Genomic DNA, 24,818 nt, shown 5'->3' with positions numbered 1-24,818 from the left:
CTCTCCCGCGGTCCGACCGCGCCCTTGCCGACCGCGCCTTTGCCGACCCGGCTTGCGGCGCGGGGCCATTGCGGCGATTTTGTCCGCCACGATCGAGTGCAAGAGCGGGTGCGGCCCAAACGGACCGCGCCGCCCGTTTCCGGAGGTTCCATGCCGCACACTCTTCCGCACGCCATTGCCCGCGTTTCGGCGATGCCCGTTCGTTCGCACGATTTCGAAAGCGCCTTTTCCGCCGCCCGTCACGCCGCCCAGACCGCCGTTGCCTCCGCCGCAGCCACCGAGACGCTGCCGGAATGGAACCTCACCGATCTCTATGCCGCCATGGACGCGCCGGAGCTGGCGGCGGACATCGCGAAGGCCGATGCCGAGTGCCACGCGTTCGAGGAGGCCTACAAGGGCAAGCTCGCCGCCATGCTCGCCGCGCCCGGCGCCGGTGCGGCTCTGGCCGAGGCGGTGAAGCGCTACGAGGCGGTGGACGACCTCCTCGGCCGCATCGCCTCCTATGGCAGCCTCATCTATGCCGGCGACACCTCGGACCCGGCCCGCGCCAAGTTCTACGGCGACATCCAGGAGAAGCTGACCGATTCGTCCACGCATCTCCTGTTCTTCACGCTGGAGCTGAACCGCCTCGACGATGCGGCGCTGGAAGCCGCCATGGCCGATCCGGCGCTCGGTTACTACCGGCCGTGGATCGAGGATCTGAGGAAGGACAAGCCCTATCAGCTCGACGACAAGATCGAGCAGCTGTTCCACGAGAAGTCGAGCCCCTCGCGCAGCGCCTGGAGCCGGCTGTTCGACGAGACGATCTCCTCGCTGCGGTTCAACGTGGATGGGCAGGAGCTCGCCATCGAGCCGACGCTGAACCTGATGCAGGACCCCAAGGAGGAGGTGCGCCGCACCGCCGGCCTCGCCCTCGCCGATACCTTCTCGAAGAACCTGCGCCTGTTCACCCTCGTCACCAACACGCTGGCGAAGGACAAGGAGATTTCCGACCGCTGGCGCGGCTTCCCCGATGTCGCCTCCTCCCGCCACCTCGCCAACCGGGTGGAAAAGGAGGTGGTGGATGCCATGGTCTCGTCCATCCGCGAGGCCTATCCGCGCCTCTCGCACCGCTATTACGCGCTGAAGGCCCGCTGGTTCGGCAAGGACAAGCTGGAGTTCTGGGACCGCAACGCGCCTCTGCCCAAGGTGGAGAGCCGCGACATCGGCTGGGGCGAGGCGAAGGACACGGTGCTCACCGCCTACGGCAACTTCTCGCCGAAGATGGCCGACATCGCCCGCACCTTCTTCGACAAGTCCTGGATCGACGCGCCCGTCCGCCCCGGCAAGTCGCCCGGCGCTTTCGCCCATCCCACCGTGCCTTCCGCCCACCCCTATGTGCTGCTCAACTACCAGGGCAAGCCGCGGGACGTGATGACGCTCGCCCATGAGCTGGGCCACGGTGTCCACCAGGTGCTCGCGGCCGGCCAGGGTGCGCTGATGGCGCCCACCCCGCTGACCCTCGCCGAAACCGCCTCGGTGTTCGGCGAGATGCTGACCTTCCGCAAGCTGCTGGATTCGGCGGAGAATCCGCGGATGCGCAAGATCATGCTCGCCCAGAAGGTGGAGGACATGATCAACACGGTGGTCCGCCAGACCGCCTTCTACACCTTCGAGCGCAACGTCCATTCCGAGCGCCGCCAGGGCGAGCTGACCTCGGAGAAGATCGGCGAGATCTGGATGCAGGTGCAGAGCGAGAGCCTCGGCCCGGCGATCCACCTCGGTGCGGGCTACGAGACCTTCTGGACCTACATCCCGCACTTCATCCACTCGCCCTTCTACGTCTACGCCTATGCCTTCGGCGACTGCCTCGTGAACTCGCTCTATGCGGTCTACGAGAAGGCTTCCGACGGCTTCGCGGAGCGGTATCTGGAAATGCTCGCCGCCGGCGGCACCAAGCACCATGCGGAGCTGCTCGCCCCGTTCGGCCTTGATGCCCGCGATCCGGCCTTCTGGCAGACCGGCCTCAACCTCATCGACCGCATGATCTCCGAGCTGGAGAGCATGGAGGGCTGAGCGGACCCGGGCCTTGCGCGCCGCCTGAGAAAGCCGCTTGCGGACGTCTTGGGCTTTACTGATCCTCAACCCTGTTCGTTGAGGATCGGTTCATGAAGCCGCGGTCGGTCCTGATCCTCCTGACGCTGGCCGCGACCCTCCTGGCCGCGGCCCCGTGGCTGCGTGTTCCCCAGGCTCTCGTTTCCCGGGCCCTCATTCCCCAGGCCTTCGCCCAGCCGGGCGCGCCCCCGCCGGCGGTGCCGCTGCCGCCGCCCGTCCCGAACCGCACCGGCATCGACACCGATGCGCTGAAGGCCGACGTGAAGGGCTCCGAGGAGGCCCAGCGCAAGCTCCGCGCCGACCTCGAAGCGGCGAAGGGCGATCGCGGCCGCCTCAACCAGATGCTGCTCGACACGGCCGCCCGCACCCGCGCGGTGGAGCAGCAGCTCATCGATGTGGAAGGCCGCATCGCCCAGCTGGACCGTTCCGCCGCAGACCTCAACACCTCCCTCGGCAAGCGCCGGGGCGTCCTCGCCCAGGTGCTGGCGGCCCTGATGCGCATGGGGCGCGAGCCGCCGCCCGCTATCCTCATGCGCCCGGACGATGCGCTGGACGCGGTGCGCTCGGCCATCCTGCTCGGTGCCCTCCTGCCGGAACTCAGGGTGGAGGCGGAGACATTGGCCTCCGACCTCTCTGAGCTTTCCCGGGTGCGCACGGAGCTGGCCTCCGCCCGTGACAGCCTGACCAGCCTGCGCGCCGACCTCGACGAGGACAGCCGCCGCCTCGCCGTGCTGGTAGGCGAGCGCCAGAAGCGGCAGGCGGAGGAGCACCCTGTCGCTTCCGCCGACAAGGCGCAGGCGGAAAGCGTCGCCAAGGCCACCGGGGACGTGCACGATCTCGTGACGAGGCTGGAGAACGAGGTTGGTCCTTCCGCAAGGGCAGCTGACGCCGCGCAGGCGGTGACGCGCCCGCAGGAACCCGGCCGGCCTGACCTGACCGCGCTCAAAGACCCGGCGCGCCTCACGCCGGCCATTGCTTTCCCGCAGGCCAAAGGCTTGCTGCCGCTTCCGGTGGCCGGCGTGACGCTGCGGAATTTCGGCGCGACGGACGGGGTGGGAGGTACCGAGAAGGGCATCACCATCGCCACCCGCGCCGGTGCCCCGGTGAGCGCGCCGGCCGACGGCTGGGTGGTCTACGCCGGACCCTTCCGCAGCTATGGCCAACTCTTGATTATCAACGCGGGCGGTGGCTACCATATTCTGATGGCAGGCATGGAACGGATCACCGTGGACCTCGGCCAGTTCGTCCTCGCAGGCGAGCCGGTGGGGGTCATGGGGGGCCTGTCCCGTACCGTGGCCAATACGGCGCAGCGCGGTCCGGGGGGCATCGGTCCCGGGGGGAGTGGCGCATCCGCCCAAAACGGCTCACCGTCGCCCGCAACGGCCACGGGACAGCCCCAATTGTATGTCGAGTTCCGAAAAGACGGGCTCTCGATCGACCCCACGCCATGGTGGGCGGCAACGGACAGTCAGAAGGTACGTGGATAATGCGTCGGACGTCTCTCTTTCTATTTGGCGTGGCGGCTGGCGCCCTCGTGGCGGTTGCAGCGGTCCAGCCACGGCTGATCCTCGGGACCGCGGCAGAGGCCGCGTCGTCCGATACCTACAAGCAGCTCAATCTGTTCGGCGACGTCTTCGAGCGCGTGCGCTCCGACTATGTCGAGAAGCCCGATGACGCCAAGCTGATCGAGGCGGCCATCAACGGCATGCTGCAGTCGCTCGATCCGCACTCCTCCTACATGGACGCGAAGAATCACCGCGACATGCAGGTGCAGACCCGCGGCGAGTTCGGCGGCCTCGGCATCGAGGTCATCATGGAAGACGGCCTGGTGAAGGTCGTCACCCCCATGGAGGGTACCCCCGCGGCCAAGGCCGGCGTGCTCTCGGGCGACCTCATCGCCAAGCTCGACGGCGACCAGGTTCAGGGCATGACCCTGAACGAGGCGGTGGACAAGATGCGTGGGCCGGTCAACACGCCCATCACGCTCACCATCCTGCGCAAGGGCGCGGAGAAGCCCATCGAAGTGAAGCTGGTGCGCGACACCATCAAGCTTCAGACGGTGCGCTCGCGCGTCGAGGCGGATGACATCGCCTATATCCGCATCAATTCCTTCACCAACGAGCAGACCTTCGAGACCCTGAAGAAGGCCATCGACGACCTGACCGCGAAGATCGGCCCCGACAAGATCAAGGGCTACATCATCGACCTGCGCAACAACCCCGGCGGCCTGCTCGATCAGGCGGTGGCGGTGTCCGACGCGTTCCTGGAGCGGGGCGAGATCGTCTCCACCCGCGGCCGCAACCCGGAAGAGACGCAGCGCTTCAACGCCCGCGGCGGCGACCTCACCAAGGGCAAGCCGGTGATCGTGATGGTGAACGGCGGCTCCGCCTCGGCCTCCGAGATCGTCGCCGGCGCGCTGCAGGATCACAAGCGGGCGACGATCCTTGGCTCGCGCACCTTCGGCAAGGCCTCGGTGCAGACCATCATCCCGCTCGGCCAGCAGGGCGCCCTGCGGCTCACCACGGCGCGCTACTACACGCCGTCGGGCCGCTCCATCCAGGCCAAGGGCATCGAGCCCGACATCGTCCTGGTGCAGGACCTGCCCGACGAGATGAAGCAGAAGCTCGGCGTTTCCACGGACTCGACCCGCGGCGAAGCCTCGCTGAAGGGCCACCTGAAGAACGGCGACGACGAGCAGACCGGCTCGCCCTCCTACGTGCCGCCGGACCCGAAGGACGACACCCAGCTGAAGCTCGCCGTTGAGCTGATGAAGGGCACCGTGAAGAACGCCGCCTTCCCGGCGACGCCGAACAAGTCCTCGCAGGCCAATTAATGCCCTGACGGAAGCCGAACGGCGCGCCGTTCGGCTTCTGCTTAGACTTTAGGCAAATGCCCCGTCCGAATGCTCGGACGGGGCATTTTTCGTTTTAGGGCACTGGCGGTGACCCACCGCCATCAAGGGTTGGTCCGATCGCGCCGCTCGCGGTGGTATTGTATGCACGCTGGCATACCGCTTGCTCCTCAGGGGTCGATGGCGCGATCGCGCCGCCCACGGAGTTTCGGTCCCGCCATGCAGGCAACCCGCAGATCTTTCCTCTCCCGGACCCTGGCCGGCGCCGCCCTCGGCAGCGCGATGGTCCTCGGCCTTGCCGCGGCCCCCGCGCATGCGGAAGCCCTCGATGACATCCTCAAGGCCGGCGTCATCAAGATCGCCGTGCCGCAGGACTTCCCCCCGTTCGGTTCGGTGGGCACCGACCTCAAGCCCGTGGGCTACGACATCGACGTCGCCAACCTCATCGCCAAGGGCCTCGGGGTGAAGGCGGAGCTGGTGCCGGTGTCGAGCGCCAACCGCATCCCCTACCTCCAGACCAAGAAGGTTGACCTCGTCATCTCCAGCCTCGGCAAGAACCCCGACCGCGAGAAGGTGATCGATTTCTCGGTGGCCTACGCCCCCTTCTTCAACGGCATCTTCGGCCCCGCCGACGTGAAGGTGGAGAAGGTGGAGGACATCGCCGGCATGACCGTCGGCGTCACCCGTGGCTCGGTGGAGGATCTGGAGCTGACCAAGGTCGCCCCGCCCACCGCCGACATCAAGCGCTACGAGGACAACAACTCCACCATCTCGGCCTTCCTCTCCGGCCAGGTGAAGGTGGTGGCGACCGGCAACGTGGTGGCCGCCGCCATCCTCGCCCGCAACCCGCCGAAGAAGCCCACCGTGAAGGTGCTGATCAAGAACTCGCCCTGCTACGTCGGCCTGAACAAGGACGAGCCGAAGCTGCTGGAGAAGGTCAACGCCATCCTCACCGCGGCCAAGGCCGACGGGGCGCTGGAGAAGATCTCGCAGAAGTGGCTCGGCGCCCCGCTGCCGAAGGACCTCTGAGGACGCCGCTCCCTGCCCGGTGACGGGGCAGGGAGCGATCCACGGGCACTGCGCCATCGGGGGACCAGCCGGACATGGCCTACAGTTTCGATTTCTCATCCCTGGCCGATTACGGGCCGGTGCTGGCGAAGGGTGTCGCCATCACCGTGGAGCTGATCGTGGTCGGCGGTGCCCTCGGCGTCGGGCTCGGCATCGCCTGCGCCTGGGCGAAGGCGCTGGGGCCGCGCTGGCTCCGGCCCATCGTCTCGGCCTATGTGGAGCTGATCCGCAACACGCCGTTCCTGATCCAGCTGTTCTTCATCTTCTTCGGCCTGCCGGCGGTTGGCGTGGGGCTCACCGAGATGCAGGCGGCCATCCTCGCCATGGTCATCAATCTCGGCGCCTATGCCTGCGAGATCATCCGCGCCGGCATCGAGGCGACACCGCGCGGCCAGTTCGAGGCCGGTTCCAGCCTCGCCATGAGCCCCATCCAGACCTTCCGCCACGTGGTGCTGGTGCCGGCACTGCAAAAAATCTGGCCGGCGCTGACCTCGCAGATCGTCATCGTCATGTTCGGCTCGGCGGTGTGCTCGCAGATCTCGGTGGAGGAGCTGACCTTCGCCGCCAACTTCATCCAGTCGCGGACGTTCCGCGCCTTCGAGTCCTACATCGTCGCGACGGTGCTCTATCTGCTGCTGGCGGTGCTGCTGCGCCAGGTCATGCGGGGGCTCGGGCTGTTTCTCTTTCCGCGCCGGAGGAAGACGACATGACCCAATTCTCCACCTGGGACATCGTCTCCAACCTGCTGCTTGCCGCGCGCTGGACCGTGCTGCTCTCCATCCTCGCCTTCATCGGCGGCGGCGCGGTGGGGCTCGTGGTGCTCTACTGCCGCATCGCCCGCAAACCGTGGTTGCAGCGGGCCGCCAATCTCTACATCGAGCTGTTTCAGGGCACTCCGTTGCTGATGCAGCTGTTCCTCATCTTCTTCGGCCTGCCGCTGATGGGCCTCGACGTCTCGCCCTGGGCGGCGGCCTTCGTCTCGCTAACCCTGTGGACCTCCGCCTTCCTCGCCGAGATCTGGCGCGGCTGCGTCGAGTCGATCCCGAAGGGGCAGTGGGAGGCCTCCTCGTCGCTGGCCATGAGCTTCTTCGAGCAGTTGCGCTACGTGGTGCTGCCCCAGGCCCTGCGCATCGCCGTGCCGCCCACGGTGGGCTTCTCGGTGCAGGTGGTGAAGGGAACGGCACTGACCTCCATCATCGGCTTCGTGGAACTCTCCAAGGCCGCCACCATCATCACCAACGCCACGTTCGAGCCGTTCACCGTCTACGGCTTCGCCGCCCTCATCTATTTCGTGCTGTGCTGGCCTCTGTCGAAGAGCAGCCAGCTTCTCGAAAGGAAGCTGAATGTCGCTCATCACCATCACTGAGGTCCGCAAGAGCTTCGGCCAGAACGAGGTCCTGAAGGGAATCAACCTCGATGTGGCGGCCGGCGAGGTCATCGCCATCATCGGCAAGTCGGGCTCGGGCAAATCGACCCTTCTGCGCTGCATCAACGGGCTTGAGACCATCAACGACGGTTCCATCACCGTCGCCGGCGCCCAGCTGGCGCCGGACGAGGTGCATCTGCGTGCGCTCCGGCTGAAGGTCGGGATGATCTTCCAGGGCTTCAACCTGTTTCCCCACCTCACCGCCGGGCGCAACGTGATGCTCTCGCCCATGGTGGTGAAGAAGGTGTCGCAGAAGGAGGCCGAGGCCGAGGCGCGGGTGCGGTTGGAGCAGGTGGGCCTCGCCCACAAGTTCGACGCCTATCCCGACGAGCTGTCCGGCGGCCAGCAACAGCGCGTCGCCATCGCCCGCGCCCTGGCCATGAAGCCGCTGGCGCTGCTGTGCGACGAGATCACCTCCGCCCTCGACCCCGAACTCGTCAACGAGGTGCTGGCGGTGGTGAAGAAGCTGGCCGAGGAGGGCATGACCCTCCTCATGGTCACGCACGAGATGCGCTTCGCACGGGAAGTGTGTGACCGGGTGGTGTTCATGCACCAGGGGCGGGTGCATGAGATCGGTCCGCCGGAAGAAGTATTTGCGAATCCTCAAACGGCGGAGCTCAGGCAGTTTCTCGGCCAAAGCTGAGGCCGCTGTGGGCCTTGCGTTACGGTCAAGCCTGTCGCGGTGCGGCAATGCGGCCTATGCGCCATCCTCCCGTCATGTTGCCGCCTTGATCTGCCTGTGTTAGGCACTCCGGGATTTCGAGGGACGGGTTAAGCCCCCTCGCGAGGTCGCACAATTATATTCCCAACAGATCAAGGGCTTGGGGAGAGGTGACGCAAGGTGCGTGACCGGCCCTGGAAGTCCGAGAGAGGTGCGGGGTGGCGGATACGATCGTGTCAGGCATGGCGGGGCGCTATGCGACCGCGCTGTTCGAACTGGCGAGCGAGGCCGGCGCCGTCGATTCCGTTAAGGCGGATCTCGATCGCCTGTCGGCTCTGATTGCTGAAAACGCGGATCTGGCGCGGCTGGTGAAAAGCCCGGTCTTTTCGGCCGAGGAGCAGCTGAAGGCCATCTCCGCGGTTCTTGGTCAGGTGGGCATTTCCGGCCTGGCCGGAAATTTCGTGAAGCTGGTGGCGCAGAACCGCCGCCTGTTCGCGCTGCCCAGGATGATTTCCGACTATGCCGCCCTCGTGGCCGCCCAGCGCGGTGAGACGACGGCGGAAGTGACGGTGGCTGCTCCCCTGAGCGACACCCACTTCGCCGCGCTCAAGGACGCGTTGGCGCAGCAGACGGGTAAGGACGTGAACCTCGACGTCACCGTCGATCCGTCCATCCTCGGTGGTCTCATCGTGAAGCTCGGCTCCCGCATGGTCGACGCCTCGCTCAAGACCAAACTCAATTCTATCCGGCATGCGATGAAAGAGGTCCGCTGATGGACATTCGAGCCGCTGAAATCTCCGCCATCCTCAAGGAGCAGATCCAGGGCTTCGGCCAGGAGGCTGAAGTCTCCGAGGTCGGCCAGGTCCTCTCCGTCGGTGACGGCATCGCCCGCGTCTACGGCCTCGACAACGTCCAGGCCGGCGAGATGGTCGAGTTCGAGAACGGCACGCGCGGCATGGCGCTGAACCTCGAAATCGACAACGTCGGTATCGTGATCTTCGGTTCGGACCGCGAGATCAAGGAAGGCCAGACCGTCAAGCGGACCGGCGCCATCGTGGACGCCCCGGTCGGCAAGGGCCTGCTCGGCCGCGTCGTGGATGCCCTCGGCAACCCGATCGACGGCAAGGGCCCGATCATGTTCACCGAGCGTCGCCGCGTCGACGTGAAGGCGCCGGGCATCATTCCGCGCAAGTCGGTGCATGAGCCCATGCAGACCGGCCTCAAGGCCATCGACGCGCTGATCCCGATCGGCCGCGGCCAGCGCGAGCTGATCATCGGCGATCGCCAGACCGGCAAGACCGCCGTGGCGCTCGACGCCATCCTGAACCAGAAGCCCCTGAACGCCGGCGACGCCCCCGAGAGCCAGAAGCTCTACTGCGTCTACGTCGCGGTGGGCCAGAAGCGCTCCACCGTCGCACAGTTCGTGAAGGTGCTCGAGGAGCAGGGCGCGCTCGAATATTCGGTCGTCGTCGCCGCCACCGCCTCGGACGCCGCGCCGATGCAGTTCCTGGCGCCGTTCACCGGCACCGCCATGGGCGAGTATTTCCGTGACAACGGCATGCACGCGCTCATCATCCACGACGACCTGTCCAAGCAGGCCGTGGCCTACCGCCAGATGTCGCTGCTGCTGCGCCGCCCGCCGGGCCGCGAAGCCTATCCCGGCGACGTGTTCTATCTCCACTCCCGCCTGCTGGAGCGCGCGGCCAAGCTGAACGACGCCCACGGCGCCGGCTCGCTCACCGCCCTCCCGGTCATTGAGACCCAGGCGAACGACGTGTCGGCCTACATCCCGACCAACGTCATCTCGATCACCGACGGCCAGATCTTCCTTGAGTCCGACCTGTTCTACCAGGGCATCCGCCCGGCGGTGAACGTCGGCCTCTCGGTGTCGCGCGTGGGCTCCTCGGCCCAGATCAAGGCGATGAAGCAGGTCGCCGGCAAGATCAAGGGCGAGCTCGCCCAGTATCGTGAGCTCGCGGCCTTCGCCCAGTTCGGCTCGGACCTCGACGCCTCCACCCAGAAGCTGCTCAACCGCGGCGCCCGCCTGACCGAGCTTCTGAAGCAGAGCCAGTTCGCGCCGCTGAAGGTCGAGGAGCAGGTGGCGGTGATCTATGCCGGCACCAACGGCTATCTCGACCCGCTGCCGGTCTCCAAGGTCCGCGAGTTCGAGCAGGGCCTGCTCCTGGCGCTGCGCTCGCAGCATCCGGAGATCCTGGAGGCCATCCGCACGTCCAAGGAACTGTCCAAGGACACGGCCGAGAAGCTGACGAAGGCCCTCGACGCCTTTGCCAAGAGCTTTGCCTGAACGGCGCCTGTTCCTCGAACCTGACGGACGGGCACGATGGCGAGCCTGAAAGACCTACGAAACCGCATCGCCTCGGTGAAGGCGACGCAGAAGATCACCAAGGCGATGCAGATGGTCGCCGCGGCGAAGCTGCGTCGCGCCCAGATGGCGGCGGAAGCGGCCCGTCCCTATGCCGAGCGCATGGAGACGGTGCTGGGCAATCTCGCCGCCGGGATCATCGGCGGCGGGCAGGCGCCCGTCCTCATCGCCGGCACCGGCTCCGACCAGAAGCAGCTGCTCCTGGTCGCGACCGGCGAGCGCGGCCTGTGCGGCGCCTTCAACACCTCCATCGTCCGGCTCGCCCGCGAGCGGGCGCAGCAGCTGCTCGGCGAAGGCAAGGACGTCAAGTTCTTCTGCATCGGCCGCAAGGGCTATGACCAGCTGCGCCGGATCTATCCCGACCGCATCATCGAGCTGGTGGACCTGCGCTCGGTGCGGACGCTCAGCTTCAAGGATGCCGACGCCATTGCGTCGAAGATCCTTTCGCTGCTCGACCAGGGTGCGTTCGACGTGTGCACGCTCTTCTACGCCCAGTTCAAGAGCGTGATCTCGCAGGTGCCGACCGCCCAGCAGATCATCCCCGCCACCTTCGAGGCGCGGGACGCGGATGCGGCCGGTCCGGTCTATGAATACGAGCCGGCCGAGGAAGACATCCTCGCCGACCTCCTGCCCCGCAACATCGCGGTGCAGATCTTCCGCGCCCTCCTGGAAAACCAGGCGTCGTTCTACGGCTCGCAGATGAGCGCCATGGACAACGCGACGCGGAATGCGGGCGACATGATCAAGAAGCAGACGCTGATCTACAACCGGACGCGTCAGGCCATGATCACGAAGGAACTCATCGAAATCATCTCCGGCGCCGAAGCGCTCTGACCACGGCCTGGACGAGGACAAAGGACGACGAACATGGCGAACCCCACCGGACGCATTACCCAAGTCATCGGCGCCGTTGTCGACGTGCAGTTCGACGGCCATCTGCCGGAAATCCTGAACGCGCTCGAGACCACCAACCACGGCAACCGCCTGGTGCTCGAGGTGGCCCAGCATCTCGGCGAGAACACCGTCCGCACCATCGCGATGGATGCCACCGAGGGTCTGGTGCGTGGCCAGGGTGTCACCGACACCGGCGCGCCCATCCAGGTGCCCGTGGGTGATGCCACCCTCGGCCGCATCATGAACGTGATCGGCGAGCCGGTGGACGAGCTCGGCCCGGTGGTCGGCGACGGCCTGCGCGCCATCCACCAGCCCGCTCCCTCCTATGCGGACCAGTCCACCGAGGCGGAAATCCTCGTCACCGGCATCAAGGTGGTGGACCTGCTCGCGCCCTACTCCAAGGGCGGCAAGATCGGCCTGTTCGGCGGCGCCGGCGTGGGCAAGACCGTGCTCATCATGGAGCTCATCAACAACATCGCGAAGGCGCACGGCGGCTACTCCGTGTTCGCCGGCGTCGGTGAGCGCACCCGTGAGGGCAACGATCTCTATCACGAGATGATCGAGTCCAAGGTGAACGTGGACCCGCACGAGCATGGTGGCTCGGCCGCCGGCTCCAAGTGCGCCCTCGTGTACGGCCAGATGAACGAGCCTCCGGGCGCCCGCGCCCGCGTCGCGCTCACCGGCCTCACCGTCGCCGAGCACTTCCGCGACCAGGGCCAGGACGTGCTGTTCTTCGTGGACAACATCTTCCGCTTCACCCAGGCCGGCTCGGAAGTGTCGGCTCTGCTCGGCCGCATTCCCTCGGCGGTGGGCTACCAGCCGACGCTGGCCACCGACATGGGCGCCCTGCAGGAGCGCATCACCACCACCACCAAGGGTTCGATCACCTCGGTGCAGGCCATCTACGTGCCCGCCGACGACCTGACCGACCCGGCGCCTGCCGCCTCCTTCGCCCATCTCGACGCGACGACCGTGCTCTCGCGCTCCATCGCCGAGAAGGGCATCTATCCGGCGGTGGACCCGCTGGACTCCACCTCGCGCATCCTCTCTCCGCTGGTCATCGGCGAGGAGCACTACAACGTGGCGCGTCAGGTGCAGCAGACCCTCCAGCGCTACAAGGCGCTGCAGGACATCATCGCGATCCTGGGCATGGACGAGCTCTCCGAAGAGGACAAGCTCACCGTGGCCCGCGCCCGCAAGATCGAGCGCTTCCTCTCCCAGCCTTTCCACGTCGCGGAAGTGTTCACCGGCTCCCCGGGCAAGCTCGTGGACCTGAAGGACACCATCTCCGGCTTCAAGGGCCTCGTCGAGGGCAAGTACGACTACCTGCCCGAGCAGGCCTTCTACATGGTCGGCTCCATGGAAGAAGCCATCGAGAAGGGCAAGAAGCTGGCCGCCGAGGCGGCCTGATCCCAGCCACGCGGCGGAGCGATCGCGATGAATATCAAGATCGTCTGCCTCGTCCTCGGGCTGCTGGCCGGTGGCATCACCGGCTGGCTCACCCGGCCCCAGGTGGCGGAACTGCGCCTCCCGGGCATCGACATCCGCGTTCAGGGAGAGGGGCCGCGCGGCGGCCTCACCTCCGAGCAGACCCGCCACATCCTGCTTGCGGCCGTGGTGGGCGCGATCATCGGCCTGGGCGTCGGCTTCGTCGCCGAGCGCCGCCGCTGATCGGACCGAAGATTTCACGGAGCCATCCGGCTCCCACCCATGGCGGAGCCGTTCCGCCGGCCTGATCCTCCCGAGGGTAGCCGGCAGGCTCCCGCGGGACCCCCGGCGGGGACGACCCGGAGATTGAACAGATGGCGACCTTACCTTTTGAGCTGGTCTCCCCCGAGCGCCTCGTCTTTTCCGGCGCCGTGACCGAGGTGATCGTGCCGGGCGCGGAAGGCGAGTTCGGCGTGCTGGCCGGCCATGCGCCGTTCATCGGCATGCTCAAGCCCGGCATCCTCACCATCAAGGCCGATGGTGCCGCCCGCCGCTATTTCGTCCGCGGCGGCTTCGCCGAAGTGAACCCAGCCGGCCTCACCATTCTCGCCGAAGAGGCGAAGCCGCTGGAGGAGCTGGATCTTGGCGCTCTCGCCCAGCAGATCCAGGACGCCCGCGAGGACGTGAACGACGCCACCGGCGACGATGCCAAGCAGCGCGCGTCCCGTCACCTCGCCGACCTGCAGCAGGTCTATGAGGCGCTGGAGCGCGACCGGACCGGCGCCACCACGCACTGAGCGTCCACAAGCGCAACATTTCGGGAGGGCCCGGGCCAAAAAGCCCGGGCCTTTTCTTTGCTTGGGCCTCCGCCTCATGTGGTCGCGGGCCCGAGCCCGGTTGCCCTCGTCCATGCCGCGTGCTCAGCTTCCCCGAGGGGGCGACACCATGACCGCTGAAGACGCGATGCGGACCGAGGAAGCTGCTGCCCATGCCCCGAGCCGGCGGAGCGTTCTCGCAAGCCTCGCAGTGGCGGCCAGCAGCGTTCTGTCGCTCTTCCCATCCGAGTCGCGCGCCGAGGCGGTGCTGGGGCCGCCGCGCCCGGAGGATGAAGGGCTGATGCGCGAGGCCATCGCGCTCGCAGCCCAGTCCGACTTCCCTTTCGGCGCGGTGATCGCGCGGGGCGGGGAGGTTCTCTCCCGGGGGCCGAATCTCGGCCGGCAGCTGAACGATCCCACCGCCCATGCCGAGATGGTCGCCATCCGCCGCTTCCTCGCCGCGCGGTCGGCGGACGAACTGAAGGGCGCGACCATCTATGCCTCCGCCGAGCCGTGCCCCATGTGCATGGGGGCGATTCTCTGGTGCGGGCTCAATCGCGTGGTCTTCGGCGCCTCCCTGGAGCAGGTGGCGGCCAGGTATGGCCGGCAGCCGCAAATCGGAATGCCAGCGCTGGATGTGGCCCGGACCATGGCCGAGGCCGCACCTTTCCTGAAGGTGGAGATTACGGGCGGCGTGCTCGCGCCCGAGGCCCTCGCCCTGTTCGACAAAAAATGAATTAATACGATCGATTTAATATTAAAAATGCTGGTATGCTTCTTGCCGCTTGGAAGCCGTCCAAACGGGAGATATCCAGCATGCAGACTGCCCCCCTGCACGCCAAACCAGTGCCCGCAGCCTCACCCCTTCTGGCCGGGTCCAACCCGGCGCAGGCGCTGCTCCTCACCGAAAATGCCGCGCTGACCAACGGGCCGCCGCTGCTGTTCCAGCGCCTCACCGCCAAGGAGCGGGAGGAGGTGCTGAGGGAGGGGCAGAAACGCGTCGTCTATCGCGGGAAGATGCTGTTCTCCCAAGGCACGCCGCACGATGGCATCTTCCTCATCGAGAGCGGTCGCATCCGGGTTTTCTACATCGCGCCGTCGGGCCGGGAGATCACGCTCGCCTACTGGAGCGCGGGCAATTTCGTGGGCGGGCCGGAGCTGTTCGGGCAGGGCCAGCACGTCTGGTCCGGGGTCGCGGCGACCAACAGCGTGGTGGTCCACCTGACCGGAAAGACCCTGCGCCGGCTGATCGCCCAGATACCGGGCTTCGCCATCGGCCTCATCGAGGGGCTCACCTTCAAGGGCAAATGCTATTCGGCCCTTGCCCAGATGCTGGGCACCCGCTCCGTCACCGAGCGTCTCGCGCACCTGCTCATCCATCTCGCCGACACCTATGGCGTGAAGGAAGAGGGCGCCATCGCCATCGGCTCGGCCTTCACCCACGCGGACCTTGCGCACATGGTGGGCGCCACCCGCCAGTGGGTGACGATCAGCCTCAAGCGGTTGCAAGAGCAGGGGGTTCTGAAGGCCGAGAAGGCCAAGATCGTGGTTTACGACCTGGACGCGCTGCACGTGATGCGTGGCGACCGTTGAGGCCGGGAGCCGTCCGGAGACCCGGAGATGTGCGGTTTGATGAAAAATCAGGCGGGTCCGCAAAGGAGGCAACTAATCGACACCTCCGCCGCATCTTCCTTTGAACGGATCGAACCTGACGCCTGAAGATCACCGTCGAGAGCCGTCTTAGCCCCGAGAGGTGGATCTGATGAACCCGTTTCGCCCGAACGTTCTTCGCAGCATTGCCGTCGCCCTCGCAACCTCCTGCGCCGTTGTTCCGGCCGCAGCCGAGACCATCAACATCGGTATCGGGACGCAGGACACCACGACCAACACGGTGACCACCGGCGTCGTCATCAAGGAGCTGAAGCTTCTCGACAAATATCTGCCGAAGGACGGCAAATATGCCGGCGCCACCTACAACATCGAGTGGCAGAACTTCACCTCCGGCCCGCCCGTGACCAACGGCATGATGGCCGACAAGCTCCAGTTCGGGGGCATGGGCGATTATCCGCTGGTGGTGAACGGCTACACCTTTCAGTCCAATCCCCAGTCCAAGTCCCAGCTCATCGCGGTCGGTGCCTACAACATCTACGGCTCCGGCAACGGCGTGGTCGTGAACAAGGAGTCGCCCTATTACGAGCTGAGCGACCTGAAGGGGAAGGTGGTGAGCGTGCCGTTCGGGTCGGCGGCCCACGGCATGATCCTCAAAGCCATGCAGGACAAGAACTGGCCGGCCGACTACTTCCGGCTGGTCAGTCAGTCGCCGGAGGTGGGTTCCACCAACCTGCAGGAAAAGAAGATCGACGCCCACGCCGATTTCGTCCCCTTCGCCGAGCTGCTGCCGTTCCGCGGCTTCGCTCGCAAGATCTTCGACGGCGTGGAGACCAATGCCCCCACCTGGCACGGCGTGGTGGTGCGCACGGACTTCGCCGAGAAGTATCCGGAGGTCGTGGTCGGCTACATCAAGGCGGTGATCGAGGCCAATGACTGGGTGCGCAAGAACCCGAAGGAAGCCGCCGAGAAGATCGCCAAGTGGACCGGCATCGACAAGGAAGTCGTCTACATCTTCCTTGGCCCGGGCGGCATCATGACCATGGACCCGACCATCAAGCCGCAGCTGGTGGAGGACGCCGCGCAGGATGCCGCCGTGCTCCAGAAGCTCGGTCGCATGAAGGAGTTCGACGTCAAGGCCTGGGTGAACGACACCTACGTCCGCCAGGCCTACAAGGAACTCGGGCTTGACTACGAGGCGCAGCTGAAGAGCCTCGCGAACTACGAGATCGCCGGCGACGACAGCTTCTGCAAGGTCAAGATCTCCGAGCCGCGCAAGGCGGGCGAAATCTGGGTGGATGGCGAGGGCATCAAGCCCTATTCCAGCGCCGCCTGCACCCTCGGCGCGCTCGCCGAGCTGAATGCGGCCGGCAAGAAGGTCAACATGACCTATCTGTTCGATACCGCCCGCGGCATCAAGCTGTTCGCGACCGATGCCTTCTATGCCGTCTCCACCAAGGACGGAAAGACCGAGATCCAGCCCTTCATGCTGAAGGTCGATGCCGAGGCGGCGGCGGCCAAGGGCGGCGGCAAGGTGCTGCCCTTCGCCGATGCGCTGAAGGCCGCGTCCGGGGCTCGCGGGTGAACGCCATGAACAGCATTGCCATGACGTCCGCGGCAAAGTCCGCGCCCATCGCCGCCCCGTTCCACCTCGCGGGCGACGGCGGGGCGGTGCATCGGTCGGCCGCGCCCGGTCACATCGTGCTGCGGCCGGAGCGGGATACGGTGGCGGCGACGCCGGTGCCGGACCGGTCCGTCGCGGGGCGCGCGCGGCGCTGGCTGAAGCTCAATGCGCACACCATTCGCGCTACGCTGCTCGGGGCGCTGGCCATCGGCCTGTTCATCCTCGCCTGGCATGTGGTGACTGTGAACCGCATGACCTTCTACGTGCGGTTCCTCAACGTGCCCTCGCCCGAGCAGGTGCTGGAGAGCGCCCGCACGGCCTTCTCCACCGGCGCGTTCCTCAACCACATCTACATTTCCTGCCGGCGCATCTTCATCGGCTTCGCGCTGGCTGCCGTGGTGGCGGTGCCGCTGGGCCTGCTGATGGGGCGCTTCCAGCTGCTGAAGGAGTTCGTGTTTCCCGTCTCGGAGGTGCTGCGGCCCATCCCGGCCATCGCCTGGGTGCCCATGTCCATCATGCTCTGGCCGACCAACGAGGAAAGCATCGTCTTCATCACCTTCCTCGGCTCGTTCTTCCCCATCCTCCTCAACACGCTGCACGGCATGGCGAACGTGGACGAGGTGCTGGTGCGCGCCGCCCGCTGCCTCGGCGCCACCGAGCGGGCGACGTTCCGCGAGGTCTATTTCCCCGCGGTGCTGCCGCAGGTCTTCACCGGTCTCACCGTGGGCATGGGTGTTGCCTGGGTCTCGCTGATCGCGGCGGAGATGATCTCCGGCCAGTTCGGCATCGGCTATTTCACCTGGGAGGCCTATTCCCTGGTGCAGTATCCGGACATCGCGCTGGGCATGATCACCATCGGCGTGCTCGGGCTCGCCTCCTCGTTTCTCATCCGCATCGCGGGCCGGGCCGTGACGCCCTGGTCGCGCGCCAAGTGAGGCCATCATGGCGATCCCCGCGACCGCGCCGACGAGGACCGGCCTCATCGAGGTCTCCGACTTCAACCTCGCCTACGACACCATCGACGGCGCCGTCATCGCGGTGCGCGATGCGGATCTCGTTGTAAATCCCGGCGAGTTCGTTTCCATCATCGGGCCGTCGGGCTGCGGCAAGTCCACGTTCCTCAATGCGGTGGCGGGCTTCCTCAAGCCCACGTCAGGCACGGTCACGGTGGATGGCGAGCCGGTGAAGGGCCCGTCCGCCGACCGGGGCATGGTCTTCCAGCAATATTCGCTCTTCCCGTGGAAGACGGTGCGGGAGAACGTGGAATTCGGCCTGAAGATGCGCGGCATGGGCAAGTCCGAGCGGGCGGTCGCCGCGCGCACGCTGCTCGGTCTCGCCGGCCTGTCCGCCTTCGAGGACCATTATCCCGATCGCCTCTCCGGCGGCATGAAGCAGCGCGTGGGCATCGTCCGCGCGCTCGCCACCGGGCCGAAGGTGCTGCTGCTGGACGAGCCGTTCGGCGCGCTTGATGCGCAGACCCGGGTCATCATGCAGCAGATCCTCACCAACCTCTGGCAGCGGCTGGGCATCTCGGTGCTGTTCGTCACCCACGACATCGACGAGGCGATCTTCCTCTCCGACCGCATCTACGTGATGACCGCCCGCCCCGGCACCATCAAGGCCGAGGTAACGGTGCCCCTGCCGCGCCCGCGCGATGCCGCCCTCCAGCTCTCGCCTGAATTCGTGCAGCTCCGGGCCGATCTCGGCGCGCTCATCCGCGAGGAGAGCCTGAAGGCCATGGGCGGCGAGCTGAACGAGGATGCGCTGAAGGGCCTCGCGGTGAACCTCAATGGCGCGAATCTGGCCGAGGTGGTGTGAGGCGCCGCGCTTCGGTGGGCGAGGTTAGGACTTGCGCGAGGATTTTCGCATTTGTCCCAATCGTCATGGCCGGGCTTGTCCCGGCCATCCACGTGGTCGGGCCGGGAGCATAACTCTCGGAGCCGCTCCGTCGGGTCGACGTGGATGCCCGGGACAAGCCCGGGCATGACGGCAGGTAGATATGATGGAGCAGGATCCTCGATCCGATTACCCTTCCACAAAATCCGCAATTAATTGACCCTCCAAGGCCTTAGTCCTCAAGACCATTGCCCCCTCCGGCTAAAATAATTATCGAACAACAACCGGACCTGCCCCATGGCCTACGTCGTCACCGACAAGTGCATCCGCTGCAAATTCATGGATTGCGTCGCCGTCTGCCCGGTGGATTGCTTCTATGAGGGCGAGAACATGCTCGTCATCAAGCCCGACGAGTGCATCGACTGCGGCGTCTGCGAGCCGGAATGCCCGGCCGCCGCCATCTCCGCCGACAGCGATCCGGCCGCCGCGCCGTGGATCGCGCTCAATGCCGAATATGCGGCCCTGTGGCCGAACATCGCCGAGAAGAAGGAGCCGCCGGCGGATGCCGCGCAGTGGATGAACGTGGACGGCAAGTTCGAGAGCGCCTTCTCCCCGGCGCCGGCTGAGGCGTGAGGCGAACATGAGCAACCTGAACACCGAGACCGTGCTTGAGGTCCGCCACTGGACCGACCGCCTCTTTTCCTTCACCGCCACCCGCGACAGCGCCTTCCGCTTCAAGAGCGGGCAGTTCACCATGATCGGCCTCGACGTGAACGAGAAGCCGCTGCTGCGCGCCTATTCGCTCGCCTGCGCGCCGCATGAGGAGCAGCTGGAATTCTTCTCCATCAAGGTACCGGACGGGCCGCTGACCTCGCGGCTGCAGATGCTCCAACCGGGCGATCCCATCCTCGTCGGACGCCGGCCCACGGGCACGCTGCTGCTGGACAATCTCAAGCCGGGCAAGCGCCTGTATCTTCTGGCAACGGGCACCGGCCTTGCGCCCTTCGTCTCCATCGCCAAGGACCCAGAGGCCTATGAGCGGTTCGAGCACATCATCCTGGTCCACGGCTGCCGCGAGGTGGCGGAACTCGCCTATGGCGAGCAGGTGGTGGCGGATCTGAAGGCGCACGATTTCCTCGGCGAGTACGCGCAGGCGCAGCTGCTGCATTATCCGACCGTGACCCGCGAGCCGTTCCGCAATCGTGGTCGCGTCACCGATCTCATGGAAAGCGGCCAGCTGTTCGCCGACCTCGGCCTGCCGGACCTCGATGCCGAGCACGACCGGGTGATGCTGTGCGGCTCGCCGCAGATGATCGCCGACACCAAGGCGCTGCTGGAAACCCGCGACTTCGTGGAGGGCGCGGGCAACCGGCCGGAGACCTATGTGGTGGAGAAGGCTTTCGCCGAGCGCTGAGCGTTGCACATTGCAAAATCGTGCAACGGGCCGGTAACGATCCGAAGCTAGGCTGTCGCGCCAGATCCCGATGATGGAGATGCTGGTGTCGATACGTGTCGAACTTGGATCGCGCCTGCGCGCAGTGGCCGGAGCGGCCGTCATGCTGGCCGGCGTTCTCGCCGCCGGAGCCGCCGCGGCGGCCCAGCCGGCAGTGGCCGTGACGAATGTGAATCTGCGGGCCGGTCCCAGCACCAGCTTCCCCACCGTGGTCACGGTGCCGGCCGGCGCGGCGCTCGCGACCTACGGCTGCCTTGCGGATTATTCGTGGTGCGATGTCGCGCTGGGCAACGTGCGCGGCTGGATGGCGGCGCAGTACATCAAGGTCGTGCCCTCCGCCGGCGCCTCGCCGGTGGTGATGACCGCTGCGGTCGCGGCGGGCCTCGGCATCGCGGCGGTGGCGTTCAACCAGTCCTACTGGAACACCCATTATGTGGGTCGTCCGTGGTATGGCCAGTGGAACCGCTATTACGGCCCCTACGCGCGCGGCCCCGTCGGGCATGTGGGCGCCACCCGCTGCTACAACGGTGCCTGCCGCCACGTTGGCGCGACGCGCGGCCCGGCCGGCAACACGGTGGTGCGGCGCGGCGTGGTGGTCCGATAATCGGATTCATCGATCAATTGTAGAAAAACAACTCGTTTGATCGATCCATGGCCGGGGGCCATCCTCGTTTCAAGAGGACCCCCTGCCATGACCGACAAGCACCTGACCGATCCCGCTCTCATTCCCCCCGCACCCGCGGTGACCGCGTCCGCCGCTGGCGGCCCGCTCGTGACGGCCTTCGGCGGCATCCTGCCGGGCCTCGCCTATACGGTGGTGATCGCTGCGGCGGCCTATGCCATCCGCCAGGTGCCGGGCATGGGGCTCGTCAGCCCGCTCATCCTCGCCATCGTCATCGGCATGGCGCTGCACAACATCTTCGGCACGGCGGCCATCATCAAGCCCGGCGTGAAGTTCGCGCTCCGGCGCATCCTGCGCTTCGCCATCGTGCTGCTGGGCCTGCAACTCACCTTCGAGCAGGTGCGCTCGGTGGGCGTGGTGGGCTTCTCCATCGTCGCCTTCACCTTGTTCGCCACCTTCTTCGTCACCCGCTGGATCGGCCGCGCCATGGGCGTGGACCGGCAGCTCTCGGAGCTGATCGCCGCCGGCACCGCCATCTGCGGCGCCTCGGCGGTGATCGCCACCAACACGGTGACGCGCGGCTCGGACGAGGACGTGGCCTATGCGGTGGCCTGCGTCACCATCTTCGGCTCGCTCTCTATGCTGCTGATGCCGGCGCTGATGCCTTTCACCGGCTTCGACCCCCATGCCTTCGGCCTGTGGACCGGCGCCTCCATCCATGAGGTGGCGCAGGTGGTGGCGGCGGCCTTCCAGGGCGGTCAGCAGGCCGGCGAGTTCGGCACCGTGGCGAAGCTCTCGCGGGTGATGCTGCTGGCGCCCCTCGTCATCGGCCTCGGCGCGGCGGCGGTGATGCGGGCGCGCGGCGACAAGTCGGCCGGCCATGCCAGCCCGCCCATGCCGTGGTTCGTGTTCGGCTTCATCGCCATGGTGATGGTCGCATCCAGCGGTTACGTGCCGCCCGAGGTGAAGATGCCGGTGGCCACCACCACCACCTTCCTCCTCGCCGTCGCGCTGGGCGCCATGGGGCTGGAGACCGACATGCGCAAGCTGCGGCTGAAGGGCATCAAGCCCCTCCTGCTCGGTGCCGCCGCCTGGCTCTTCATCTCGGCGCTGAGCTTTATCCTCATCAAGACCTTCATGTGATAGCAAAGGCCCGAGAGCTTGCCTCCCGGGCCTTTTTCCAAGCCCGCGCGGCGTTTGAGCGGGGCGAGGTGATCGGGCGGGATGACGCTGGAGCAACTGAAGGTCTTCGTCGCCGTCGCCCGCGCGCTCCACATGACCCGCGCGGCCGAAACGCTGAACATGACCCAGTCGGCGGTCAGCGCTTCCGTCGCCGCCCTCGAGGCCTCCTGCGGGGTCGCCCTGTTCCATCGCGTCGGACGCCGCATCGAGCTGACCGAGGCCGGCCGCGTCTTCGTTCCCGAAGCCGAGGCCGTGCTGGCCCGTGCTGGCGCGGCGGAGACGATCCTGGCCGATCTGTCCGGCCTCAGGCGCGGCCGGCTCTCCATCCATGCCAGCCAGACCATCGCCAATTACTGGCTCGGCCCGCTGCTCAACCGCTTTCACGAGCTCTATCCCGACATCGCGCTGGAAGTGGTGATCGGCAACACCGCGCAGGTCGCCGCCGCCGTGCGGGCGGGCGAGGCGGATGTGGGTTTCGTGGAAGGCGAGGTGGAGGAAGCGCTGCTGGCGCGGGTCGCGGTGCCCGGCGACCGGCTGGTGCTGGTGGTGGCGGCGCACGATCCGCGCGCCGAGCTCAAGGCGCTGACCCCGGCCGATCTCCTCGACATGCCCTTCGTGCTGCGCGAGCCGGGCTCGGGCACGCGGCAGGTGTTCGAGGATGCCCTGCGCGCCTCCGGTGTCGATCCGTCCCAGCTGAAAGTGGTGCTGGAGCTGCCGTCCAACGAGGCGGTGGTGAGCGCGGTCGCCGCGGGGGCGGGGGCGACGGTGATTTCCGATCTCGTCACCGCCTCGGGCCTCGCCATGGGTACGCTGAAGCAATTGCCTCTGACCCTGCCGGCCCGCCGCTTCTACGCCTTGCGCCACGCCGACCGCTACAATTCCCGGGCGGCGCAGGCCCTGCTGGCGCTGGTGCGCGAGCCGGAGGCGGCGCCGGGGATCGCCCCGGCCGCGCCCGTCAGCCGCCCGCGGCCTCGAGCTCGGCGCTGACCTCCAGCCATTCCTCTTCCGCCTGCGCCAGCTTCTCGGCCGCCTCGGCCCGCTCCTTGGCGAAGCGGGCGGCGTCCAGGGGCTTGGCGGCGTGGAAGCCGGCGTCGGAGAGTTTCGTGTCCAGCCCCTCGATCTGCTTCGTCAGCTTTTCCACGGCCCCTTCCAGCTCGCGGATGCGCTTCTTGAGCGGGCCGGTGGCGATGCGGCGCGGGGCAGGGGTGGCTTCCGCCTTGGTCTCGGAGCGGTCCTTGCGCCCCTTGTCGGTCATGCGGTCGCCGTCGGAGCGGGAGAGGACTTCGCTCTTGTACTGGTCGAGATCGCCGTCATAGGCCTTCACCGTGCCACCCGAGACCCGCCACAGCCGTTCGGCGCAGGCCTCCAGCAGATGCCGGTCGTGGGAGACGAGGATGACGGCGCCGGGGAAGTCGTTGATGGCCTCGATGAGGGCCGCGCGCGCCTCGATGTCGAGGTGGTTGGTGGGCTCGTCGAGGATGAGCAGATGCGGCCCGTGGAAGGTGGCGAGCCCCAGCAGCAGGCGCGCCTTCTCTCCGCCCGAGAGGGACGACACCTTGGTGTCGGCCGAGCCGCCGGAAAAGCCCATCTCCGCCGCGCGCGCCCGCACCCGCGCCTCGGGCGCGTCGGGCATGAGGCGCCGCACGTGCTGGGCGGGGCTGTCGCCGGGGATCAGTTCGTCGATCTGGTGCTGCGCGAGATAGGCGACTTCCAGCTTGTCGGCCCGCACCACCCGCCCGCTTTCCTCCTTCAGGCGGTCGGCGAGGAGCTTGGCGAAGGTGGACTTGCCGTTGCCGTTGGGGCCGAGGAGGGCGATGCGGTCGTCCTCGTCGATGCGCAGATTGAGATTCTGCAGGATCGGCTGGCCCGGCACATAGCCCACCGCCACCTTCTCGAGCACCACGATGGGCGGGGAGAGCAGCTTTTCCGGATGGCGGATGGAGATGGCCGCCGCCTCCTCGCTCACCTGCGCGGCCAGGGGCTCCATGCGGGCGAGGGCCTTGAGGCGCGACTGGGCCTGCTTCGCCTTGGTGGCCTTGGCGCGGAAACGGGCGACGAAGGATTCCATGTGGGCGCGCTGCATCTCCTGCTTCTTGCGCGCCTTCTGATCCAAAAGCAGCCGCTCGCGCCGCTGCCGGTCGAAGGAGGAGAAGCCGCCCTTGTAGAGGGTCAGCTTCTGCCCGGTGAGATGCAGGATGTGGTCGACGCTCTCGTCCAGCAGGTCGCGATCATGCGAGATCAGGATCACCGTGCGCGGATAGTGCGCGAGGTAGTCCTGGAGCCACAGGGTGCCTTCAAGGTCGAGATAGTTGGTGGGCTCGTCCAGCAGCAGCAGGTCCGGCTCGGTGAAGAGCAAGGCGGCGAGGGCCACGCGCATGCGCCAGCCGCCGGAGAATTCCGAGCAGGGCCGCTGCTGCGCGCTCTCGTCGAAGCCGAGGCCGGCGAGGATGGTGGCCGCCCGCGCCGGCGCCGCATGGGCGCCGATGTCGAGGAGCCGCATCTCGATCTCGCCCATGCGGTTGGGGTCCTGCGTGGTCTCGCGCTCCTGGAGCAGCGCCGCGCGCTCCGTATCGGCGGCCAGCACGCGCTCGATCAGGCTGTCCGGCCCGGCCGGCGCCTCCTGCGCCACGCGGCCGATGCGGGTGCGGTTGGGCAGGCGGACGGCGCCGGATTCCAGCTCCAGCTCGCCAATGAGCGCCTTGAACAGGGTGGTCTTGCCCGAGCCGTTGCGGCCGACCACGCCCACGCGCGCATTCTCGGGGAGGGCGACGGAGGCGTGGTCGATGAGCAGGCGCCCGGCGAGGCGCAGGGAAATATCGTCGAGAACGATCATGCCGGGCTTTTCGCAGGCGGGGCCGGGCAGGGCAAGATGG

Annotated in this window: 24 protein-coding genes; 23 read left to right on the top strand and 1 reads right to left on the bottom strand. The window is 67.0% G+C overall.

The genetic code is table 11. From position 1 onward, the window contains the following. Window positions 1-192 precede the first annotated feature (192 nt). From EJ105_RS03890 to EJ105_RS03780, 23 genes are all read left to right on the top strand, one after another. Window positions 193-2,055 (top strand): M3 family oligoendopeptidase, encoded by a 1,863-nt coding sequence (locus EJ105_RS03890; protein WP_250165553.1) that lies wholly within the window; start codon window positions 193-195, stop codon window positions 2,053-2,055. 92 nt (window positions 2,056-2,147) lie between these two features. Continuing rightward, a complete protein-coding gene (locus EJ105_RS03885) occupies window positions 2,148-3,581 on the top strand; it encodes a murein hydrolase activator EnvC family protein (RefSeq protein WP_250165368.1) in 1,434 nt (477 codons plus the stop codon). Continuing rightward, a complete protein-coding gene (locus EJ105_RS03880) occupies window positions 3,578-4,927 on the top strand; it encodes a S41 family peptidase (RefSeq protein WP_029556138.1) in 1,350 nt (449 codons plus the stop codon). The genes EJ105_RS03885 and EJ105_RS03880 overlap by 4 nt, the downstream gene beginning before the upstream one ends. A 237-nt stretch (window positions 4,928-5,164) precedes the next feature. Continuing rightward, complete coding sequence (locus EJ105_RS03875) at window positions 5,165-5,974, top strand: transporter substrate-binding domain-containing protein (RefSeq protein WP_394009890.1); 810 nt, start codon at window positions 5,165-5,167, stop codon at window positions 5,972-5,974. 74 nt (window positions 5,975-6,048) lie between these two features. Next, window positions 6,049-6,723, top strand: a complete 675-nt coding sequence (locus EJ105_RS03870) for an amino acid ABC transporter permease (RefSeq protein ID WP_250165367.1) — start codon at window positions 6,049-6,051, stop codon at window positions 6,721-6,723. Next, entirely contained in the window at window positions 6,720-7,379 is a 660-nt protein-coding gene (locus EJ105_RS03865; protein WP_029556135.1) for an amino acid ABC transporter permease, read from the top strand. The genes EJ105_RS03870 and EJ105_RS03865 overlap by 4 nt, the downstream gene beginning before the upstream one ends. Next, a complete protein-coding gene (locus EJ105_RS03860; RefSeq protein WP_024276750.1) occupies window positions 7,357-8,082 on the top strand; it encodes an amino acid ABC transporter ATP-binding protein in 726 nt (241 codons plus the stop codon). Before EJ105_RS03865 ends, EJ105_RS03860 begins: the two co-directional genes overlap by 23 nt. Before the next feature lie 236 nt (window positions 8,083-8,318). Then, window positions 8,319-8,873, top strand: a complete 555-nt coding sequence (locus tag EJ105_RS03855) for a F0F1 ATP synthase subunit delta (RefSeq protein ID WP_347881300.1) — start codon at window positions 8,319-8,321, stop codon at window positions 8,871-8,873. Continuing rightward, window positions 8,873-10,405, top strand: coding sequence for a F0F1 ATP synthase subunit alpha (atpA, locus tag EJ105_RS03850; protein WP_250165366.1), 1,533 nt, complete (start codon window positions 8,873-8,875; stop codon window positions 10,403-10,405). The genes EJ105_RS03855 and atpA overlap by 1 nt, the downstream gene beginning before the upstream one ends. Window positions 10,406-10,441: 36 nt before the next feature. Further along, window positions 10,442-11,317: a F0F1 ATP synthase subunit gamma gene (locus EJ105_RS03845; protein WP_029556132.1), complete on the top strand. Its 876-nt coding sequence runs from the start codon at window positions 10,442-10,444 to the stop codon at window positions 11,315-11,317. Between the two features lie 33 nt (window positions 11,318-11,350). Further along, window positions 11,351-12,787, top strand: coding sequence for a F0F1 ATP synthase subunit beta (gene atpD / locus EJ105_RS03840; RefSeq protein ID WP_029556131.1), 1,437 nt, complete (start codon window positions 11,351-11,353; stop codon window positions 12,785-12,787). Between the two features lie 27 nt (window positions 12,788-12,814). Continuing rightward, a complete protein-coding gene (locus EJ105_RS03835; RefSeq protein ID WP_024276755.1) occupies window positions 12,815-13,048 on the top strand; it encodes a hypothetical protein in 234 nt (77 codons plus the stop codon). Between the two features lie 131 nt (window positions 13,049-13,179). Then, window positions 13,180-13,602 carry a F0F1 ATP synthase subunit epsilon gene (locus EJ105_RS03830; protein WP_029556130.1) on the top strand — a complete coding sequence of 141 codons (423 nt, stop codon included), beginning with the start codon at window positions 13,180-13,182 and terminating at the stop codon, window positions 13,600-13,602. A gap of 148 nt (window positions 13,603-13,750) precedes the next feature. After that, window positions 13,751-14,356 carry a nucleoside deaminase gene (locus EJ105_RS03825; RefSeq protein ID WP_250165365.1) on the top strand — a complete coding sequence of 202 codons (606 nt, stop codon included), beginning with the start codon at window positions 13,751-13,753 and terminating at the stop codon, window positions 14,354-14,356. 80 nt (window positions 14,357-14,436) lie between these two features. Next, a complete protein-coding gene (locus tag EJ105_RS03820) occupies window positions 14,437-15,213 on the top strand; it encodes a Crp/Fnr family transcriptional regulator (RefSeq protein WP_024276758.1) in 777 nt (258 codons plus the stop codon). A gap of 169 nt (window positions 15,214-15,382) precedes the next feature. Continuing rightward, complete coding sequence (locus EJ105_RS03815; protein WP_250165364.1) at window positions 15,383-16,813, top strand: ABC transporter substrate-binding protein; 1,431 nt, start codon at window positions 15,383-15,385, stop codon at window positions 16,811-16,813. Window positions 16,814-16,818: 5 nt separating this feature from the next. Continuing rightward, window positions 16,819-17,787, top strand: a complete 969-nt coding sequence (locus tag EJ105_RS03810) for an ABC transporter permease (RefSeq protein WP_250165363.1) — start codon at window positions 16,819-16,821, stop codon at window positions 17,785-17,787. A gap of 7 nt (window positions 17,788-17,794) precedes the next feature. Then, complete coding sequence (locus EJ105_RS03805; protein WP_250165362.1) at window positions 17,795-18,670, top strand: ABC transporter ATP-binding protein; 876 nt, start codon at window positions 17,795-17,797, stop codon at window positions 18,668-18,670. Window positions 18,671-18,985: 315 nt separating this feature from the next. Then, a complete protein-coding gene (gene fdxA, locus EJ105_RS03800; protein WP_024276762.1) occupies window positions 18,986-19,321 on the top strand; it encodes a ferredoxin FdxA in 336 nt (111 codons plus the stop codon). A gap of 7 nt (window positions 19,322-19,328) precedes the next feature. Further along, on the top strand, window positions 19,329-20,102 hold the full coding sequence (locus tag EJ105_RS03795; protein ID WP_250165361.1) for a ferredoxin--NADP reductase: 774 nt from the start codon (window positions 19,329-19,331) through the stop codon (window positions 20,100-20,102). 85 nt (window positions 20,103-20,187) lie between these two features. After that, the gene (locus EJ105_RS03790; protein WP_197022944.1) at window positions 20,188-20,745 is read left to right on the top strand and encodes an SH3 domain-containing protein; all 558 of its coding nucleotides are present in this window, start codon (window positions 20,188-20,190) and stop codon (window positions 20,743-20,745) included. 87 nt (window positions 20,746-20,832) lie between these two features. After that, complete coding sequence (locus tag EJ105_RS03785) at window positions 20,833-21,906, top strand: YeiH family protein (protein ID WP_250165360.1); 1,074 nt, start codon at window positions 20,833-20,835, stop codon at window positions 21,904-21,906. A gap of 81 nt (window positions 21,907-21,987) precedes the next feature. Then, on the top strand, window positions 21,988-22,932 hold the full coding sequence (locus tag EJ105_RS03780; protein ID WP_250165359.1) for a LysR substrate-binding domain-containing protein: 945 nt from the start codon (window positions 21,988-21,990) through the stop codon (window positions 22,930-22,932). On the opposite strand, the gene EJ105_RS03775 is transcribed toward EJ105_RS03780, so the two are convergent. Then, a complete protein-coding gene (locus tag EJ105_RS03775; protein ID WP_250165358.1) occupies window positions 22,901-24,778 on the bottom strand; it encodes an ABC-F family ATP-binding cassette domain-containing protein in 1,878 nt (625 codons plus the stop codon). The genes EJ105_RS03780 and EJ105_RS03775 overlap by 32 nt on opposite strands. Window positions 24,779-24,818 lie beyond the last annotated feature (40 nt).

This window comes from Xanthobacter aminoxidans, assembly GCF_023571765.1.
Lineage (GTDB): Bacteria > Pseudomonadota > Alphaproteobacteria > Rhizobiales > Xanthobacteraceae > Xanthobacter > Xanthobacter aminoxidans.
Note: the sequence above shows the minus strand (reverse complement) of the source record. Positions and strands in the feature narration are given on the sequence as shown.